General features: G+C 57.7%; 16 protein-coding genes and 1 pseudogene. 10 read left to right on the top strand and 7 right to left on the bottom strand.

The features are described from left to right. Positions 1-1,235 precede the first annotated feature (1,235 nt). The 4 genes from JVX98_RS31585 to JVX98_RS31600 form a co-directional block, all read right to left on the bottom strand. Positions 1,236-1,742: a hypothetical protein gene (locus tag JVX98_RS31585; protein ID WP_205239732.1), complete on the bottom strand. Its 507-nt coding sequence runs from the start codon at positions 1,740-1,742 to the stop codon at positions 1,236-1,238. A 1,045-nt stretch (positions 1,743-2,787) separates the two neighbouring features. Then, the gene (locus JVX98_RS31590) at positions 2,788-3,090 is read right to left on the bottom strand and encodes an alkylphosphonate utilization protein (RefSeq protein WP_192448599.1); all 303 of its coding nucleotides are present in this window, start codon (positions 3,088-3,090) and stop codon (positions 2,788-2,790) included. A gap of 342 nt (positions 3,091-3,432) precedes the next feature. Further along, complete coding sequence (locus tag JVX98_RS31595; RefSeq protein ID WP_246765142.1) at positions 3,433-5,130, bottom strand: diguanylate cyclase; 1,698 nt, start codon at positions 5,128-5,130, stop codon at positions 3,433-3,435. 250 nt (positions 5,131-5,380) lie between these two features. After that, a complete protein-coding gene (locus JVX98_RS31600; protein ID WP_197067158.1) occupies positions 5,381-5,557 on the bottom strand; it encodes a hypothetical protein in 177 nt (58 codons plus the stop codon). Between the two features lie 509 nt (positions 5,558-6,066). Between JVX98_RS31600 and JVX98_RS31605 the strand changes: the two genes are divergently transcribed. The 3 genes from JVX98_RS31605 to serA all read left to right on the top strand — a co-directional run bounded on the left by JVX98_RS31605 (position 6,067) and on the right by serA (position 8,943). Further along, positions 6,067-6,543 (top strand): SIS domain-containing protein, encoded by a 477-nt coding sequence (locus JVX98_RS31605; RefSeq protein ID WP_246765089.1) that lies wholly within the window; start codon positions 6,067-6,069, stop codon positions 6,541-6,543. 24 nt (positions 6,544-6,567) lie between these two features. Then, complete coding sequence (locus tag JVX98_RS31610; RefSeq protein WP_205239733.1) at positions 6,568-7,152, top strand: tyrosine phosphatase family protein; 585 nt, start codon at positions 6,568-6,570, stop codon at positions 7,150-7,152. Positions 7,153-7,704: 552 nt separating this feature from the next. Next, the gene (gene serA / locus JVX98_RS31615; RefSeq protein ID WP_205239734.1) at positions 7,705-8,943 is read left to right on the top strand and encodes a phosphoglycerate dehydrogenase; all 1,239 of its coding nucleotides are present in this window, start codon (positions 7,705-7,707) and stop codon (positions 8,941-8,943) included. A gap of 32 nt (positions 8,944-8,975) precedes the next feature. On the opposite strand, the gene JVX98_RS31620 is transcribed toward serA, so the two are convergent. After that, positions 8,976-10,136, bottom strand: a complete 1,161-nt coding sequence (locus tag JVX98_RS31620; RefSeq protein ID WP_246765090.1) for a site-specific integrase — start codon at positions 10,134-10,136, stop codon at positions 8,976-8,978. Between the two features lie 125 nt (positions 10,137-10,261). On the opposite strand from JVX98_RS31620, the gene JVX98_RS31625 reads away from it, so the two are divergent. From JVX98_RS31625 to JVX98_RS31630, 3 genes are all read left to right on the top strand, one after another. Continuing rightward, positions 10,262-10,636, top strand: a complete 375-nt coding sequence (locus JVX98_RS31625) for a DUF4440 domain-containing protein (RefSeq protein WP_246765091.1) — start codon at positions 10,262-10,264, stop codon at positions 10,634-10,636. Positions 10,637-10,868: 232 nt separating this feature from the next. After that, on the top strand, positions 10,869-11,462 hold the full coding sequence (locus JVX98_RS32450; protein WP_246765149.1) for a hypothetical protein: 594 nt from the start codon (positions 10,869-10,871) through the stop codon (positions 11,460-11,462). A 29-nt stretch (positions 11,463-11,491) separates the two neighbouring features. Beyond that, on the top strand, positions 11,492-12,118 hold the full coding sequence (locus JVX98_RS31630; RefSeq protein WP_371826590.1) for a hypothetical protein: 627 nt from the start codon (positions 11,492-11,494) through the stop codon (positions 12,116-12,118). Here JVX98_RS31630 and JVX98_RS31635 read toward each other — a convergent pair. After that, positions 12,074-13,630, bottom strand: coding sequence for a hypothetical protein (locus tag JVX98_RS31635; RefSeq protein ID WP_205239737.1), 1,557 nt, complete (start codon positions 13,628-13,630; stop codon positions 12,074-12,076). The genes JVX98_RS31630 and JVX98_RS31635 overlap by 45 nt on opposite strands. Before the next feature lie 427 nt (positions 13,631-14,057). Between JVX98_RS31635 and JVX98_RS31640 the strand changes: the two genes are divergently transcribed. Both JVX98_RS31640 and JVX98_RS31645 read left to right on the top strand, forming a co-directional pair. Next, entirely contained in the window at positions 14,058-14,579 is a 522-nt protein-coding gene (locus tag JVX98_RS31640) for a 2'-5' RNA ligase family protein (protein ID WP_205239738.1), read from the top strand. 231 nt (positions 14,580-14,810) lie between these two features. Further along, positions 14,811-15,206, top strand: a pseudogene (locus JVX98_RS31645) (transposase); the annotation flags it as partial. A gap of 467 nt (positions 15,207-15,673) precedes the next feature. Here the strand turns inward: JVX98_RS31645 and JVX98_RS31650 are convergent. Continuing rightward, entirely contained in the window at positions 15,674-16,717 is a 1,044-nt protein-coding gene (locus tag JVX98_RS31650) for an IS110 family transposase (RefSeq protein ID WP_205239739.1), read from the bottom strand. A 596-nt stretch (positions 16,718-17,313) separates the two neighbouring features. Between JVX98_RS31650 and JVX98_RS31655 the strand changes: the two genes are divergently transcribed. Both JVX98_RS31655 and JVX98_RS31660 read left to right on the top strand, forming a co-directional pair. Next, a complete protein-coding gene (locus JVX98_RS31655; RefSeq protein WP_205239740.1) occupies positions 17,314-17,838 on the top strand; it encodes a GNAT family N-acetyltransferase in 525 nt (174 codons plus the stop codon). A 37-nt stretch (positions 17,839-17,875) separates the two neighbouring features. Continuing rightward, positions 17,876-18,292 carry a hypothetical protein gene (locus tag JVX98_RS31660; protein ID WP_205239741.1) on the top strand — a complete coding sequence of 139 codons (417 nt, stop codon included), beginning with the start codon at positions 17,876-17,878 and terminating at the stop codon, positions 18,290-18,292. Positions 18,293-18,467: the final 175 nt, after the last annotated feature.

Consider the following 18,467-nt stretch of genomic DNA (forward strand, 5'->3'; position numbering starts at 1 on the left):
CGGAACCCGTGCCGCTAAACGTGAGCCTGTAAGCCGATCTCTAGCCACGCAAGCCGCGCATTCCGACATCAGGGCTTTCAATTGGAAGCTAGAAACCCATCTTGCGGCTTCAGGATATTCCAGAGGCGGCTCGCGACGAGCGCGGGTGCTGGCCGCTTTCCTAGGCTATCGGGCAAGCATAGCAAAGGGCGAAAGCTGGGTCTGAAGTTGAAGTCATGGATATCGGCCGGTGGCGACCTCTAATGCGGAAGCCTGTCAGGAAAGGCTGCCTGGGGCCGCCATTCCTAAATGAGACGTCTGCTTGGGCTAGACGAAGCAAAGGCGACCGATCACGCCGTGCCCTTCGCGAGTGTTTGAAGTCTGTCTCAAGGTGGTTGGGCGCGGGCGATCGTCTCAAATTGATCTCGCGTCGATCGGGCCGGTTCCAACCATTTCATGCTGGGCTATGGGTGGCGTTACTGTCGGAAGTCGCTTCAGGAAGCAAAAAGGAGGTTTTGGATGCTTGGCGCGACTGCCTGCGAAGTCTCTAACAAAATCGCCGCCGCGGGAGTTGCTTCTCTAGCGATCCTCGCGGGTCTCCTGGTTACGGGTAATACAGGTCTGTGACGAGTCCGGTAGCGACCACGCACCTGAGCGGCAATCCTTGTTGGGGACTTCTTCGGTTGTTAGCCAGTTTTGTAAGCGCTCGAAAGCCCGGTGTGTGATGAAACCGGCGTTTGTTGCGCTTCGATATGTGACCCGAAATTGATCTGCCCAAGCGGACGAAATTGCGCGCGCGAGAGTGGTGGGCTCGGCCGGATTGCGGCGCCCTTGGGTCAAGAGGTCGCGGGCTCCTTCCGTCTTCGCTGGTGCCGCTTCGAACTCACCCTGTGACATTCGATAGGTCCTGGTCCAACGTGAGGCGGGGATTGGAAGTGCGCTTGAAAACAAAATTCGCGGATCCCTGTAGCGCATGGGAAAAGCCTGTATCGAGCATGCAGCGTCTATACGCGCCATAAGGGGGGGGAGCCGATAAGGTTCTTAGATTGGCGGCACTTTGATTAGTTTCGGGCCTTCCATGGTGCGTGTTTGATCGCTTTGTTTCGCGGGTCGCGCCTTCAGGCGGGCCGCGTTTCGGGATCTCAGAGTGGCGGCTGATGGTTGATTGTTTGTGAGCGCCAGAACCGTGTGCCAGCCGTCTCTTGAGCTGTTCGTCCGCGAGGGCCTCCTCCACTTCGTCGTTCTAGGCAACGATTTCATGGATGGTTCGACGCCGCAAATGGTGGTGCTGCCTTGGGAAGGTTCCGCTGCCAGCCGGCATCGATTCCGTGTAAGTGTCGATACTCGGTCATTTCACCAACAACAGCCAAGGGCTCGCTGGACGCGGGCTTTTCACAGGCGCCAGCATTGAGGAAATATCGCCTCTCCATGTGAGAACCCCGGGGCAATCCGGCCAACGCACGGACACGGGATAGATGTCCGACAAAATAGGGATCGTGCCCGACCGGTTTGCGGCCGCTCATTGCGTTCACATTGAGCGACTGCGGCGCGGGCGCGTGCCAATCGCCATTCACTCGTGGATCGACACGATGGAGCAAGGGCAATTCCTTGATCTGAACTTCATCGGGCCAGCCGTTCTGCGCCGAAATCGGTCGGCGGATCGGGATAACGGGTTCGTCGTGGTTGCTTCTCGTGGTCGGGCAGATCGAATGACAGGGAAGAGGGGCCTGTCGCTCGGCCTGCCGTGAACTGGTTCTTCTCAATCTCTGATCCGCAACGCCGCGACGTCCGATTGCCGGGGTAGCTGACAAGTCGCCGTTTGGCGGTGGCGCCCCTGCTGTCAACCATTCTCATATACGGTGGCCGGCGGCTTGCCAGTCTTGCCGAAACTTGGGCCATGACGGCGATCTTGGATTTAGGGATGTCTTGGTTGCGTTCCGGGACGTAGCGCCGGTGGCAATAGGGGATTTGAGCTGCCTGCCGCCGAAAATATCTGTTGGCCGGCTGAGCGCGTGAAGGTCGACTATCTGCAAGAGATAGTGGACGACGATCTCGAGAAGCAGACCTTTTGACTTGGGATAGGGGAGGAGACCGCGGGCAACAGGCTCGCGCCATAATTGGACGTGGTGATTGTAGGCCACTTGCGTCGCGGCTCGGTCGTCCGCCTATGGCACTTCAAGGCCATCGGCGACGACGCCGCTGTGAGACGCGATGGATGTCGGTCCAGGTGACGGAAGTAGATGGCTTGATCACTTCTTCGAAGGGTTTTCGTATAGAGAAATTAGATAGTTAGAACCCGGCGAATTTGGCGCGTACCGCGGCGATTCGAGCGAGGCGGATCGAATGTTCGTGCCTTTCCGCGGAGGGTGCATGAAGCCTGCCAAAAAGGGCGTGGGCATGGCCGGCCAATTCTCTCCAACGTGGCTCTTCGCCAGGTCAGCGCTGGGCAGCAAGTCTCTGTTGGAGAGCAGACTGAGGCTCGTTGGCCCTGCGCGACCTTCATAGGGTGCGGCCTGATCATTGGGCGGCGCTCTTCTTACGAGATCCGAATGAGGCGGCCGCTCTGATACGAGTTGCCTCTTCCGTCGAGCGTGAAAGCGGAGAAATTCCCTCGGCCCTTGAGGCGCAGGTTTCGAAGACGTCGGCGCTGAGCTGCCGCGTGATTATGCCGCCCTTGGCATTGCAGCCGAATGGTAGCCCGCTTTCCTTTGGTTTTTGACGTGAGCGGTCGCCGGCGCCCGACGACATTTCATTATCGCGCGGTTGGATGGAAGCAGGGCTGCCGTTCACCGGCGACCCTGCGATCGCCTAGCGCTTGCGAACAAACTCGGTGCGCAGAACGAGACCTTTGATTGTCTCATGGCGGCAATCGATTTCTTCGGGGTTATCAGTCAGCCGGATAGACCTGATCACCGTTCCCTGCTTCAGCGTTTGCCCGGCACCCTTGACCTTGAGATCCTTGATCAGAACGACCGAGTCACCATCTGCAAGGACGGTGCCTGACGCATCGCGTACCTCGGCGGCTTTTGCTTTTTCGGTAGCAAGTTCGGAGGCTGGCCGCCACTCACCCGTTACATCGTCGTACACATAGTCGTCGTTCTGGTCGCTCATGGTCTGCCTTGCATGTTTCTTCGGATATTGCGGCGGTCGCGTTCGCGGCCGCTGCCATTGGGGTGCACCCCTACCTTTTCTGCGGTTCTGACGCAAATGTAACGGCTCCCCTATCGGGGCTAGACGGAGGCGGCTCGGTTGCCACATCCCTTTAGGGGGCATCAGGTAAGGTCCCGTCTCGGCTCGTCGCTCGGTTTTGCTGCGGCTTAGACCAGCGGTCGTCCGTTCCACGGCCAGTGGATTGCAAAACACTGTCGTTTAGTGCCCCGTTCGCGCCAAAAGCAAGTTCACGCTTCAGATCCTGGAAAACTCCGCCCGAGTTCGTGCAGCACAGTGAGTTCTCTAGTCGGCGAAGGCCTGTTCTCTCGCAAAGATTTCCTGATCGGTCGCTGCCTTGACGGCACTCCGCGTTCGATTTCGGCCCGCACTCTTTGCTTCGTAGAGCAGTTTGTCGGCCCGTTCATAGAGTTTCTCGAAATCTTCATCGCCGAGGGCATCCGTCACTCCCATGCTGGCGGTTACGGGCCGCTTGAGACCGGGAACGACATTTGCGACGATTGCCGGAATCGCCTGCCGCCGGCGTTCGGCCAATGTGGCGGCGCCATTGCCGCGCGTGAGTAGCACAAACTCCTCACCACCAAGACGGTATGCCCTCACGTCCGGCCCAGGCTGGAAGGCACTGGCGACAGCCTTGAGTACGGCATCACCAACGACATGTCCGTTTACGTCATTGATTGACTTGAAATGATCAAGGTCAATGACCGCCAATGTTGCAAAGCCTTCAGCTCGAAGCTGTGCGAATTGTCCCTCAATAGCCCGCCGATTGAGCAAGTCCGTCAACGGGTCTGTTTCGGAAAGCCGCTCAAGCAGATCAGCTTCGATGCGTGCGCGATCTCGCTCTCGCTTCATGGTCACGAAGCGATCAGCTACGCCGAGCGTGGTGAAGAGGGCTTCGAATAGACAGCCAGTATAAAATGCGAGCGTGGCGTCGATGCTCTCGAACCAGGGGACGACGCCCGTCACAAGACGGATCAACCCGACCGCGACCATTGGCGTATATCCGACTGCCTGAAATTTTGCCGCGCGACTCCCGCGGCGCAATGCGTCGATCATCGACAGTATGAAAATGATGAGGATCGGTGCAAACGAAGCCGTGTACGCCGTCGATTGTATTGGCCGAGCAACGAACGGGAATGCCGCGTGAAACGCACTCAGGAACAATGCCGATACCGCGCAATAGGGCAGCAGACGCCGTAGTGCAGGATGCATCAGTCCAGGTTCGATGAAGCTGTACGTGAACATCGCTCCTGATGCGACCGTCATCCCGAAGAGCAAGGTGGTCATCCAGCTCAACGTCATGGCGGGCGGGTCGAAGAAGACAACTGACAAGCTTGATGAGGTCAGAATGGTCATCAGCAACGAGAGCGTCAGAGCCGAGTGCCAAAGAATAAAAGATTCGCGCAGGATCCGATAGAACGCCCCATTGAAGATCAGAAGCATGGCGAGCATGCCCGCAAGGCCTGCAACGATCATGACGGGTTGCATATCCTCGATGCTGTTGCCTGCGACATCCTCTGGTGCCAGATATGCTCGCTCCAGTGTCATCCGGTGGCTAGGCAAGTCGATGGCGACGACGACTTGCCGCGTCGCATCGGTCACGCCAGGCAGGGGAGCCTTGAAATACCCGCCGGCCATTGAGCTGGGCAACGCTGCTGCGGAAACGGAGGCTTGCCGCACCGCGCCGTCCTGGTCGATTGCAAGCAGATGCACCGCCTCGAGAGCGCTCCGCCTCGAGAGAAAGTATCGAGGTAGGTGATCACCCGGTCTAAGATCGAAGCGAAGCAGCACTCGCTCGGAATCAATCGAGAATTTCCGGTCATCACAGAACCACCGCTCCGCTGCCAAAGCTATGGTAATGACGTTCTCCGAGATGCGGCCGGATGCCCAGCAGGAATTGCGAATGTTGCTGGAATCAGCAGCGTGGGTCGATCCAACGCCCAGGTGCGTCAGCATCAACAAAAGCAGAAATACTGCCAACACAAGACTTCGAAACCCACCCCCAAGCATGAGGCTTTGGTATAACCAGACGCTTTCGATACCATTAAGCTTCGCAAAAAGAGCGTCTGTTATCGGCTCGGCGAGGCGCGTTGAAATGCGCCGATCCAGCAACAGCGCCTGAACGCGAACGGCGGCCCTTGAATTCTGGCGCGCGGCCGCGCTTCGTTATGGGCTGCAGCCGCACACGACAGAGGTTTGAGATGGCTCTTGAGGATTTGCGCCAATCGCGGCGCTAAGGTCGGTCGCCGCTTTCGATGGCGGCCGGTGCCTCTACTGGGTTCTCGGATGCCACGTGCTCCTCGGCAACGCTCAAATCCAGTTTCCCCCAGATCGATAGTTTTTCGCCGTTGGGTTTCAGCTTTCGGGAATGCTTGATCTCAACGATAAACGGTTTTGTCTGCTGACGCATTTTTCCTCCAGGCGACGAATCGCAACGCAACTCTTTCGCAACGCATTGGTCTCGCTAGCGAACCTTGCCCGAAGGTCGTGCGAGAAACGTGCGAGTATTCGCTGTGGCTGTGGCAGAGTGCTGCAGCGCGCTGCTTCTATTCGAGTAGGGGCGTGATTGCGCGCATCGCCACTGTCAAATCCCCTTCCCCTCAGCCGCGGTTCAATGGGCGGGCTCGATGAGGCAGGTCTGATCGTAGAACGGCTGCGCCTCGCTCTTGTTCCCGCAACAGGCTTTAGAACCTTTCATCGCCTGGCTGAGGCCACCCGCTTTGACACATCAGAGTGGGGATCCCGGATCCACGCCGATGGGAACGCTTCGAAACAACTGGCGACGGAGCGATTGTGCTGTGAGCGAGAGACCCATCGTCCTGCGTCGGCCTTACCCGTCGCCAGATAGCAGAAATCGAAGCTGGCGGCGACCCGTTTACGAGCCTCGTCGATGACGTTTTCAACCGCGCCGCAGAATCCTTGCGCGAGGCCCGTCATGATCTCGACCTCGAGACACTTCGCCGTGTCGTCGAACTGCTCGCCAGGGCTCGCCGCATCGACGTCTACGGTTATGGCGGCTCCGGCTTCCTCGCTGGCGAAACGCAACACCGCCTTGCCTCGCTCGGTGTCGCAAGCGTTGCCTATTCCGACCCGACGTTGCAGATGGTTTCGGCACCCCGCTTGACGGCAGAAGATGTGTTCTTCGTCCTCTCCTTCTCCGGCCGCACGAGCTACCTTATTTCGAACATGGAGATTGCGAAGAAGGCTGGCGCACGTATAGTCTCCATCTCTCCCGGGGGCTCCGTCGTCGCCTCCCTTGCCGATGAAAACATCAATCTCAACGCCTACCGCGCCTCAACCCATCCCCTCATCGTGCCGACGGGCCGCGCTCCGATGTATGTGATGCTGGACGTGCTCTTTGCCCTACTTGCGCGTAAATGCGAGGAAGGCGCTTGATAAACCGGACCGAGGAAAATTGACATGGAAGCGACTTTTTCTCCAGTGCTGACCGTTTGTGGGATCGACGAATTGCCGGGCCAAAGCACTCGGAACGTGACCCACGTCCTGTCGATTGTCGATCCTGAACTCCCGGAACTGGAGGCCTTCGGCGCTTACGGCGAGCATCATCGCACGACCTTGCGCTTCCACGACATCATTGCTGCAGCACCGGACCGGGTGATGCCTCACCCGGACCATGTCGAGGCGATCCTGCGCTTTGGTGCCGACTTCCTCGCACGCGAGAACAAGCAGGCGTCGAGCCATGTTCTGGTGCATTGCCATATGGGCGTGTCGCGCTCGACCGCCGCGATGCTGACTTTGATGGCGCAGGCAAACCCGGATGCGTCAGGCGAGAGCCTCTTTGCCCGTCTTGCGGCCATCCGTCCGCAGGCCTGGCCGAACTCTCAGATGATCGGCTTTGCTGATGAACAGCTCGGCCGCGGAAGCGAACTCACCACCGCGCTTCGCCGCCACTACGGTCGCCAGATCAAGAGCCGACCGGAGTTTGCCGAATGGATGACCTCGCTCGGCCGCGAGGCGGAGTTGAAGATGGCCATGCTTGGCTGACGTCGACGGCGGAACCTCCGCGGCCTCAGATGCACCGATTGGGTCCAGGGTCTAAGGCGAACTCTTTCTCCGAGGGAGAGAATGGGGCGTTGATGATCGGCACGACGGAAGGGTGAAAGCAGGGTGATCCGTCGAAGCCGTGGCGGCTTGCTTTCTGTGACGCCAGTTTGAGGGCTTTGCGATCCTGATACTCGGCAATGGTCGTCAGGGTGCCAAAAGACAACTTCCTTCCGCTTCGGCCGCCAGATGGACCAACACGTCTGGAAACGGATCAGCGTCCATGCTGGTGGGCAGCAGAAAAAGGGGACCGCATGATAGCAGTACGGCCCGCGCAAGAGAGGAGAGCCGTTATCCGCCGGATCGACCATTCGTGGGTCAGGTTTTCCGGCCGGTTGGGAGGGCTGGAAAGCCTAGGCCATCCTTTCTCGCCAACCTTTGGCTTAAAAGCATGGAGAACCGCGGTATCAGTGTGTTGATATTAGCCTGCCCGGCCGCTTAAATCTTCATGGCCCCCCAAGCCACATCGATCTTCCGGAAATCGGAGCAACATTTATGAGCCGCCAACTTTCTCTCCCACGCGACCGAATTTCCGTGCTTCTGCTGGAAGGTATCAGCCAGACCGCCGTGGACTACTTTTCGTCGTCCGGCTACACCAACCTCATTCATTTGCCGAAGGCGCTCGACGACAAGGATCTCAAGCGCCACATCGCCGACGCGCATATCATTGGCATTCGTTCCCGCACGCAGCTGACAGACGAGATTTTCGAATCCGCCAGGAAATTGATTGCCGTTGGCTGTTTTTCGGTCGGTACGAACCAAGTCGATCTGGATGCTGCTCGTCGGCGCGGCATTCCGGTGTTCAACGCACCCTATTCAAATACGCGATCGGTGGCCGAGCTTGTGATCGGCGAGATTATCATGCTGACACGGCAGATTTTTCCGCGCTCGGCTTCCGCGCATCAAGGTGGGTGGGAGAAAACCGCTGTGGGCAGCCGGGAGGTCCGCGGCAAAACGCTCGGCATTGTCGGCTACGGAAATATCGGATCGCAGCTCGGCGCGCTTGCCGAAAGCATGGGCATGGTCGTGCGCTACTTCGATCTTTCCGATCGGCTGCGCCGGGGCAATTCGGAGTCTATGGCCTCCCTCGGCGAACTTCTCGAGATCTCTGACTATGTGACAATGCACGTTCCCGAGACATCGTCGACGCATAATATGATCACCGAAACCGAATTGCGCCGCATGAAGAAGGGCGCCATCTTCATCAACAATTCCCGTGGCACCGTTGTCGATCTCGACGCGCTTGCGAAAGTCCTGAAGGACGGCCATCTGGCGGGTGCCGCGGTCGACGTGTTCCCCAAGGAGCCGGCATCGAACACCGAGCGTTTTGAGACGCCGTTGCAAGGTTTGAGCAATGTCATCCTGACGCCGCATATCGGCGGCTCAACTGAGGAAGCCCAAGAGCGCATCGGCGGGGAGGTTTCAAGGAAGCTGGTCGAATATTCCGACATCGGCTCAACAATGGGGGCGGTTAACTTTCCCCAGGTACAGCTGCCCGAGCGCCCGAACGGCACGCGTTTCATTCACGTGCATGAAAACCGCCCTGGAATGCTTATTCAGCTCAACGAGATCTTCTCGTCGCGCGGGCTGAACATCGTCGCTGAGTTCCTTCAGACGCTTGGCGACACGGGTTATGTCGTGGTCGAGGCCGATGGAATTTCCACAAATGCCGACGAGATTCTTCAGGCTCTGCGCGGAATTCCCGGAACGATACGAACGCGATTGGTCTACTGAGCGCTATTAGGGCGGTCAGACCCAAATTCCTCCTAGACGATCAGTCGCGCCGCTCGTCCGTTCTTGCGGTCGGCATTGTTGCAATAGCTCGCCGCCTGGGTGACGGACCTGTGCAGCGACTGCTGCATCGCTTCAGGCAGCGGTATGCCGTGATTGGCCGCTTCGGTCAGGTAGCCTGATCGCAGTCCATGCGCCGAAAACGCCGTCGGATCGAGCCCGGCCTGTCTGCAGCGGCTCTTCAGGATTAGATTGACCGATTGCGGCGTCAAAGTCCGCCGATCCACATTTCCCCACTGGTCGATACGACGGAACACCGGCCCTTCCTTGATCTGAGCCTCAGCGAGCCAGCGTTTCAGCGCTGATACCGGCCGCCCGATCAGGATCACACGTTCGTCCTCATCGCTTGTTGTCGTTTTCGTGCGGCCGAGGCGGATGGAAAGGCAGGGAAGGGAAGGGGAGGCGGCGTCGGCCGGATCGGCCTGGACGGGGTCCTCGTCCGTCAGGTCCTCGACATGGAGCGCGGCCACTTCGGAGCGTCGACGGCCGCCGGATGCAAAAGCCATCAGAAGCAGCGCCCGATCGCGCAGGTCCGCTGGGCGCTCGCCGGCGCAGACCGCGAGCAGCTTTGCCAGCACATCGCCGGTGATAGCCTTCTTGCTCTTGCGTTGCCGCGGCCGGGCACTGGCGCGAACGGCAAGACGCAGCGCCGACTTGAGGGAGGGTCCGTCGAAACAGCCTTTTTCGCCGCGCCAACGGGTGAGGATCGACCAGCTCGTCAGGCGGCGTCGCACGGTCTCGGGAGCATGCGGCCCGTCGGCGCGCAGCAGCCGCTGCGAGCGCAAGCCAGTTTCCACCTCAAGCGGCATGCCGTGGGATGGATCCTCTGCTCGCTTGGCCGGATCCCACAGATGGTGAGCGACAAACTTCAACAGCACGCTCTCCGGCGCCGGCCAGGGAAGGGGAGTGCCAACGGCGAGCTGGCACCAGGTCTCGAGATAGCCGAGGTCGGACGCGAGCGCCCTGAGCGTGTTCTCGCCCATGCCTTCGCGGGCAAGATGTTTGAGTGTGGCGACGTCATCATCCGTCAGCAGTGCGGCAAGTTGATCGCGGCGATCGAAGGGGAGGATGGCGTCCAGGGCGTCGAGTTCTTCGGCGCGGCGATGGATGGCATCGGAAGGTATCTTTTTCGCCAATTTTGAGCGCGATTTTACGGCATTATGGAGCAAGTGCCACAAACCGGCGAAACGCAAGTACGGGGGTTGCATGAGGTGAGATCACAGGTACATATCAAGCGATATACCCAACGAGTTTGCCAACATTGATCAGCGTTCCCAGCCTTGAGGAAATTCAGTCTCTCGAAGAAGCCCTTCACCGCCCAGAGATAAGGCGTTCCAGGGAAGACGTCGAAACGTTGCTCGCAGAAGGGTTTGTGGAATTTGGAGCATCTGGGAGCGTATACGACCGAACAACCATCATCGATCTTCTCGCGCAGGAGAGCGGTACCGATGAAGGCGAACTTCGAACAGCGAACTACGCCCTGAAGCCTATCTCGAACGACGCTGTGCTTCTGACCTACGAGACAGAGCGCTCGTATCATGATGGCTCAAAGCGTTGTGTGCTGCGAAGCTCCGTTTGGAAGTATGACGGGCTCAAGTGGCAGATGTTCTTCCATCAAGGTACAGTCAGGTCGTAAACGCCGCCTGGCACTTGCTCCATAATGCCGCGATTTTAGGTTGTCGGTTTTCCAGGATCACCGGATCGGAATTTACTGTTTTTTAAGGAATTGGCGCCGGCGAGGATCGGCGGACTCTACCAGGTTCGGCGGATTTTTATCACCTTTCTGTCGTCGGTCTGTAACGATCAACGGTCACCCTCCTGACCCGGGAATTGCCTTCGCGCCTGAGCCAGGAACGAGAACGTGTTCGATGACCGACGGACCGGATAAGCTTGCGGTGAGTGACCCGGCCTGGCAGAAGGCCGTGGCACGCGAGGCCATCATACGGCCTTTGATCTTGGCAACGCGCATATCTCGGGGAGATGTCGCTTCGGCCTGCCGACAGCTCGGATTGAAGCGCACGCGGCTCTATGAACTCGTCGCCAAGTTTCGCAGAAAGCCTGTCACCAGTTCGCTTCTCGACGAAAAGCGTGGACCGGAGAAGGGGAGGCGCCTGCTCTCGGCCGATCAGGAAGACGTGGTCAGGCTTGCGATCGAGGCAATCTTTTGCGCTCGCGAACGTCCGACCATCAGCGCGGTTCACGACCAGATTCTCCGGGACTGTCACCAGCAGAACCTGCGCCCGCCGTCCTGGAAGGCAGTCAAAGCGCGGGTGGACCAGAGCGACCAACGGCGACTGATGAAGTTGCGAGAGGGGGCGAAGGCCGCCCGCCAGCAATTCGCGCCAGTGGTCGGTCATACTCGGCCGAATACGCGCTCCAGGTCGTTCAGATCGATCACACCCTTGTCGATCTCTTCATCGTTGACGCGGTCAGCCGGCAACCGCTTCAGCGACCGTGGCTGACGCTGGCAATCGATGTCGCGAGCCGGATGGTGGCCGGGTTTTACCTCAGTCTGGAAAACCCGTCGTCAACATCCGTCGCCCTGGCGATCCAACATCTTGTTTTACCGAAGGACAACTGGCTCGCCTCGCGCGGGATTGAGGCGGAATGGCCGGTCTTCGGGTTGCCTGACGTCATTCACCTGGACAATGGCCGCGAGTTTCATGGCAAGGCGCTGGTGCGGGGTGCTGCGGAACACGGCGTGGAGCTCCAATATCGTCCCGTCGCGCGTCCTCACTTCGGTGGCCATATCGAGCGGCTGATCGGAACGATGATGGGCGCCGTGCACCTTCTGCCGGGATCCACATCCAGCGATATCAGCGGCCGCGGGCACTACGACCCCCAGAAGCACGCCGTCATGACGCTCGACGAGCTTGAGCAATGGTTGGCCTTGCAGATCGTCGGCCGATATCACGCCGACATCCACCGAACCTTGCGACTGCCTCCAAATGTGGCCTGGCAAGATGCCGTCGCAGCGCGCCCACATCCCCGGCGGCTGCCCTACGACGAACACCGTTTCCTCCTCGACTTTCTGCCCTTCGAGGAGCGAAACGTCCGAAGGGACGGCGTACACCTATTGGCCTTTCACCTCCAAGAGGCGACTCATGATCATCGTTGAACCATCCGCGAGGTCTTTGATATACGTTTCGTATCGTTCGGGCGGGAGGATCGTCAAATCCCGCAAATCGAGCCGTGTCGAAACGAAGCGGGACCGTCCGTCCGATCTTTCCCGTGTCATATCCGCGTCGACCACCCAAACGATGATCTGAGATGCGAGCAACACATAGTTCGCGTGCACCGCCTGGATCTGGTCCCCGACATGCGCCGGCAGATCACCCTCCACTTCAAACCCGAGGGGCGCAAGCAACTCCTCGCCGGTCAAAAGGGTATAGACCGAACCGATTTCCTCTACTTGAGAGATAAGATCAGAGAGGCTAATTTTGGGCTCATCTGCCACGCCGATATGCTTGACCACAGTAGTCAACATGCCAGAAGCAGTCAGTCCCTGGAGGACAAAATCTCGCGGAGCGCCGTTCACCTTGCCCGAGACCCGATGGCGGATCGTTCCGATCGCAGCGGTCCCCGGACGGATCTCGATCGTAGCATCCTTGTGCATAAGCGCATCTGCCATGAGGAAATAATTCCGCCATTCCGTTGGGCTTAAAAGGGGCGTGTCGGGCTTCATCGTCTGCGACTGGAAGCTGAAGTTGCTACCACGTATGACAATCTCAAAGCCATTCGTCACGATCCGTGCGGCAAGATCGTCCGTCTTCTGAGACGGGGCGAAGAAGATCTCGCCATCGAAAACGGCAGGTTCGGCGAAGCGATCACGGCGGATCGTTAGGACGCAGGTATCAGCCCGCTCGAGCTGAATTTTGACCTCGCCTTCTTCTGGAATGTCATCCTTTTCAAGAGTGATCCCGAAACGGGTCGAACTCACCTTCACGTCTCTTACCTTGACGGGGATAATGCCAAGGAAGACATCGGCCAGTTCGTTCTTAGAGTTCACGTCAAAGGTGAGATTAATTTTTCCACCTTCCTGGCCGAGGACGCGCAGCTCCTCGTGTTTTGCCGCCTCGTAAGCAGTGACGCTTGCGCCAATGGCATCGAGAAGCGCTTGCTTGAAGCTCTCACCATCTGTGCCGATCGTTCGTCCCTCGCCACTGGCGGTAAGATACAAGGTGGCGCGATTCACCTGAAACCGCTTGGCGGCGTGTTCCTCGCGCAGCTTTTTAAGCGCCTTAGCGAGCGCATCGCCGCGCATCTCGATAAGGTGGGCCGAGGTAGCCTCCAGGGTCTCCTTGCTGATCTTCAAAACGTAGATGAAAGAAGGCCGGCGTTCCTTGGCCAGTCGCTCGATTGAGGACAGGCGAAGCTTGATGCGGTCGTTGGAGTCCCACATCGTCTTTTGCTGGACCACACAAGAAATTGGATTGCTTCTGGCATCAAGGATGCCGGGATTTTTATGGTCGAGATTGAACTCAACGATGAAATCCCACCCACTGCGGTCGCGATCAGCCTTATTGCATATCAGTTTTGCATCCGAGCAGAGGGCCTGGAAGGTATGCTCGCCTTTGTCTCCCAACTCGTCACTGTTGAGTGGATTCTGATCGTCATCTTCGTTATTCATAAGGCCTCAGCAAATCAAATTCGTACCCGAAATCTTGGGAAGGCAGTATCGTCCCCAAGCCGTAGCGCAATCAAGCCTTGTCAACGGCGTCAACTCTGATTGTCTGCCTACCAGTGATACCATTGGCAGTTGCACCAGACTTCGTACGGCATACAGAAAACAAACACGAATGAGAAGAATATCTATCGCTCCGAATTGGACATATGAAACAATCAGTTGATGGAGTTATCGAACGCGTCTTAGGTTCATATCCCTTCAAGGCGACGGAGGAACATCGCTCTCGCTGCCATCTGCGGAATGACTGTTCACCCGACCGCGGCCCGACCGCCGCGGTTCGCCACCGTGCGCTATTTGCCCAGAGCGGGCACTCGACCCGATGCATTCGGTTGCGTTAGGGTCGACTACGAATCTGCATCGGACCCGACCAATGCCCTACGGGATCACCCTAAAGAGTTGCAACACCACAGCACTTGAAATCCTGAAGCTTTGGGAGGAGGCGAGCATTTTCGAGCCCAAAGGCTCGATGCAGGAGTTGGGGTATCCGCCGCACCTGACACTTGCAGTATTTACGCAGTGGCCCGGGGAAGTCAGCGCGATCATGAGGGAGGTCTTTTCAGCGCAGGAAAAGCTCTCGATCACCTTTGATGCAATGGATTACTTCGATAACGACCCTGTGATTCTATGGGCAAAACCTCGGGTAAACCAACACCTATTGCAGCTTCACCACAGGCTGCACAGCCACTTCGACCCATTTGCCTGCCACGAGCACTACCGTATCGGTCGTTGGGTTCCTCACTGCTCGCTTGCGACAAACGTGCCGAAGTCTGCCAAATCGCCAGCGATCGATTGGGCAAATAACCAGAAACTCACGTTTACTGTCGAATTCGATTTGGCTGATTTCGTGCAGTTCCCGCCTGTCGTGATACATGAAGAACTACGACTACGTTGAACCGCAATTGGCGCAAAAACAGACACGATCTCCCCGCCTAGTTAGCCCGCTTCCGTGCCTGTGCGATGATGACCGCTACGCCCGAAATGCGGGTTCAATACTCTGATTGTAGGCCATTCGACCTTGGAACCGGTCGCCTCTTCGCTGCTGAAGGTACGCGACGCGCTGGTGCAGGAATTTGCAGGGTTTGAGCGCACGCTGCGTGCCATCGCCCGTCAGGACGACAATGCCCTCAGGTTGATGACGACGCCCGGTGTTGGCGTCCTGGTGGCGCTGACGTTTGTGGCGGCCATCGATGCGCCGGAGCGCTTCCGCTCCTCCCGCGCGGTCGGCCGCACTTCGGATTGACGCCAAGGAAATATCAATCAGGGGAGACCGAGCGGTCGCATCTCGAAGATCGGCGATGGCAGCGTGCGAACCGCGCTCTACGAGGCGGCTCACGTCATCCTGACGCGCCCGGTCAAAGGCTCCGATCTGAAGGGCTGGGCGTTGGCGGTCGCCAGACGGGCCGGTCCCAAAAAGGCGCGTGTCGCGCTGGCCCGCAAGTTGGCGGTGGTGTTGCATTGCATGCTCAGGGACGGAACCAACTTCGTTGCTCATCAGGGAGGGCCCACCCAGGCGGTTTGAGGAAAAGACGACAACACAGGCTTTTCGGACGGGCACAGCCAGCCGCCTGCCGGAGCAAGGTCCCTTCGCCGGGACGATGGATGGGTTAGGCCGTTATGCGATCAGCAGCACGCAGTGACTGCGCCTTCAAAGATTGGCCAACCGTCCTTGGCAGACACCATAGAGCAGCGGCAAAGCTCCGACTGCGGACATATGTGGACGGCCCCCTCCTTGCAAGAACTCTTATGATGGTTTTGATCGGATCGCTTGCGTTCATATGTCCGGCCTGTTGTTGCGCTCGCACATGAACGCTGGCCAAGATGGGTTCCGCGACATGGGTTCCAAACAGAAGCTCGACTTCAAAAGCCACTGTCCGCAACGGAGTGTCCCACGTCTCGGATCGATCGATCACACCATCTGCTCGTTTCTGCAAGTTCACGCATCAGATCAACGCGGTAGCTTCCAGCTTGCCTTGGTTGCCTGATTTCTTAAACCGCACTTGCCAACGTTGGCGGCTCAGCGTTTTGGCGATAGGTTGCGCCGGTTACCATCATCTTCCAGGAAATCCGGGCGATCTTGTTGGCCAGTGCGATAGCCACGAGCTTGGGTGACTTGCGCTTGAGCAATTCGACAAGCCACGGTGAAGCGTTCCTTCCGCGTCCCGCACGCAGGTGCTGCAAAACCGCGGTCGCGCCCACAACCAGTGTCTTACGCAATGCCTCATCGCCGGCCCTTGTAATGACACCAAGCCTGACCTTACCTGCAGTCGAATGGTCCCGGGGCGTCAGCCCCATCCAGGCGGCAAATTGCCTTCCCGACGCAAACAACTCCGGCGCCGGGGCTTTCATCACCAGTAGTACCGCGCCGATCGGCCCGACGCCCGGGATTTTTGCAAGACGACGGCAGCGTTCGTTATTTCGATACCAGGCCATCAGTTTTGCCTCCAATTCCTTCCGGCGCTCATCTAACTGCGCAAATTCGTCAGCGAGCGATGCAAATAGATCGCGTGCCAGGGCTGGAATGGTTTCATCAATCATGATCCGTTCAAGTAGTAGCGGGATATGGGACATGCCTTTACCGGCGGTCAGCCCAAACTCAGCCGCATGGCCGCGAGTCGTATTGGAAAGCTGCGTTTGTGCGGCAACAACGCGCTCGCGCATGCCAACTAGCATCAGCACGGCTTGCTGATCCGCCGATTTCATCGGAACGAACCGCATCGTTGGGCGGCTCATCGCCTCGCATAGTGCTTCCGCATCGGCTGCGTCATTTTTGCCCCGTTTCACATAAGGCTTCACGAACTGCGGGGGGATCAGTTTGACCTCATGCCCGAGCGCGGTCAGCGACCGAGCCCAGTGATGCGAAGCACCGCAGGCCTCGATCGCAATCACAGTCGGCGGGCATTCCGTGAAAAAACCCATCATTTCCTTACGGCGCAACTTCTTGCGCAGGATCGGTTGCTCAGCAGCGTTGACGCCATGCAATTGAAAGACATGTTTTGACGTATCCATGCCAATACGAATAATCTGCTCCACGGACGGCTCCCTTGCTTGAGTTCACAACGACTCACTCTGGCACATTCGATGCCGTTCGGGGCCGTCCACCCCAACAGAAGCAAGCACTCGGCGAAGGATTGCGCTCACAAGGGATTGACGCAGCGCCCGTTACAGAAGATCGCATAATGTATCAACAGGAATTTTATAGTGTACACCTAGCAAACTACGCGTGTTGGCGTCCGCCTAGCGGACTGCGACTATTGCCACGAAGCCCACAGCGGAAGCGGCGGGTCCGGTTCTTGGATGATAGATTATGCGCAATTCACATGCTTAAAAACCGGCTTTAAAAAATCGGGAAATTACTTGAAATTTTTGTGGCGCTCTCTCCATAGTTGTTCTATGCGAATTCTAAATGAGCCTTTCAAGGACTCTGGGGACAGGAGGAGCAAGATGGCATGCAGACCGGCGCGCCACGTGGTGGTCGCTGCGCACAAGAATTCGCCGGCTCCCAAATGCCGCTGTAGCCGCTAGCTTCTTTACAGCTTCGGGCATGCCCACAACAAATGCCAAGATCGCACGGGCACAGGGAAGTGCTCTCGGCAGGCGATAGTGTATTCGAAAATTGAAAGAAAAGTATGGACGAAGTGTTTGAACCAACTGAAGATTCGAGTGCTTTGGCGGCGGTTGGGCAGGAACGCGGCCTCCGCGTGCGGCTTCTTGAGGAGCGCGACACGGAAGCAGTGCGCGACATCATCAAGCAGCACCACTCTACGACTGTGTTTCGCGATCAGACCTTTTCCGATTGGAAGCTGAATGAACACTTCAATACCATCCTGTCGCGTCCGCCGCGCATGGTTTGCCCGGTTGCGATTCTGGACGGCAGGCCCATTGGAGTCGCCTGGGCAATTGCCGACTCGTATATGCTGACCGATGGTCCGCTCTTCGTCACGGTACATGTCATTGCGGTTGATCTGACCGCGTCGCCGGTGAGAAGGGCCAAAGTGTTTCTGGCGCTCGTGGCGGCGGTTCGGCACTGGGCAGCGACGCTCAATGCCAGCCACTCGTTTATCCATGTCACGACCGGATCTAACATCAAAGCAACCGATCGGCTTATGAAGGCTGCTGGAGCCGAGTATGTTGGCGGCGCTTATGTCGCCTAAGAACATCATCTTCCGCGCTTAAATTCTGAGATTACATATGGCGATGAATATTCGAAGTTTGTCTGTCCTGGGTAGTATTTCAATTTTATTGCTCGCGTCTCCCGTTGGATACAGCGCTATACAGCGTTACTTTTGCGTATCCGGCTTGCTGAAGGCGGACGTCGTTCGCGATGCGAAGAGATTATACTTCGATAGATTGCTTGAAAAACGGGTCGTCAGTCTAGGGCTGCAAGAAAAAATAAAGTGTTCGTCGCCAGTTACTGAGGAAGATTTTTTCTACGGTGTAAAAGTTGGGCAAGAATGGAAAGTGATGTGCGCCTTTATCCAAGGCGGGTTGGTTCAAACTGCGGAAGCTTTCAACATCAGCCGTTGCGGGGCGGCGAGGAATTGGGAGTTCGTGGATGAAGGGTTCCCAAAGCCCATCACCGACGGCGGCTATTCGTATCTAAAGTAATGAATTTGCAAGAGATTTCAAAATGAGTGGAAAACTGTCTGTTTTCGGAATGGAACTCAACACATCCCCAAGCGTCGGGGGGCTTCCAACTCCAGCGTCTATACTAGAACAATATTTTAATGGTGGGGGCACTTCCTACGTAGATCGCGGAGTTTTTACTACAAAAGGCCCGGGG

The sequence above is a fragment of the Ensifer sp. PDNC004 genome (assembly GCF_016919405.1).
Taxonomy (GTDB): domain Bacteria; phylum Pseudomonadota; class Alphaproteobacteria; order Rhizobiales; family Rhizobiaceae; genus Ensifer.

What these genes read in the sequence shown, in the direction of transcription:
- JVX98_RS31590 (WP_192448599.1), bottom strand. Translation starts at nt 3,090, where the DNA reads ATGAGCGACCAGAACGACGACTATGTGTACGACGATGTAACGGGTGAG.
- JVX98_RS31600 (WP_197067158.1), bottom strand. Translation starts at nt 5,557, where the DNA reads ATGCGTCAGCAGACAAAACCGTTTATCGTTGAGATCAAGCATTCCCGA.
- JVX98_RS31610 (WP_205239733.1), top strand. Translation starts at nt 6,568, where the DNA reads ATGGAAGCGACTTTTTCTCCAGTGCTGACCGTTTGTGGGATCGACGAA.
- serA (WP_205239734.1), top strand. Translation starts at nt 7,705, where the DNA reads ATGAGCCGCCAACTTTCTCTCCCACGCGACCGAATTTCCGTGCTTCTG.
- JVX98_RS32450 (WP_246765149.1), top strand. Translation starts at nt 10,869, where the DNA reads ATGACCGACGGACCGGATAAGCTTGCGGTGAGTGACCCGGCCTGGCAG.
- JVX98_RS31635 (WP_205239737.1), bottom strand. Translation starts at nt 13,630, where the DNA reads ATGAATAACGAAGATGACGATCAGAATCCACTCAACAGTGACGAGTTG.
- JVX98_RS31640 (WP_205239738.1), top strand. Translation starts at nt 14,058, where the DNA reads ATGCCCTACGGGATCACCCTAAAGAGTTGCAACACCACAGCACTTGAA.
- JVX98_RS31655 (WP_205239740.1), top strand. Translation starts at nt 17,314, where the DNA reads ATGGACGAAGTGTTTGAACCAACTGAAGATTCGAGTGCTTTGGCGGCG.
- JVX98_RS31660 (WP_205239741.1), top strand. Translation starts at nt 17,876, where the DNA reads ATGGCGATGAATATTCGAAGTTTGTCTGTCCTGGGTAGTATTTCAATT.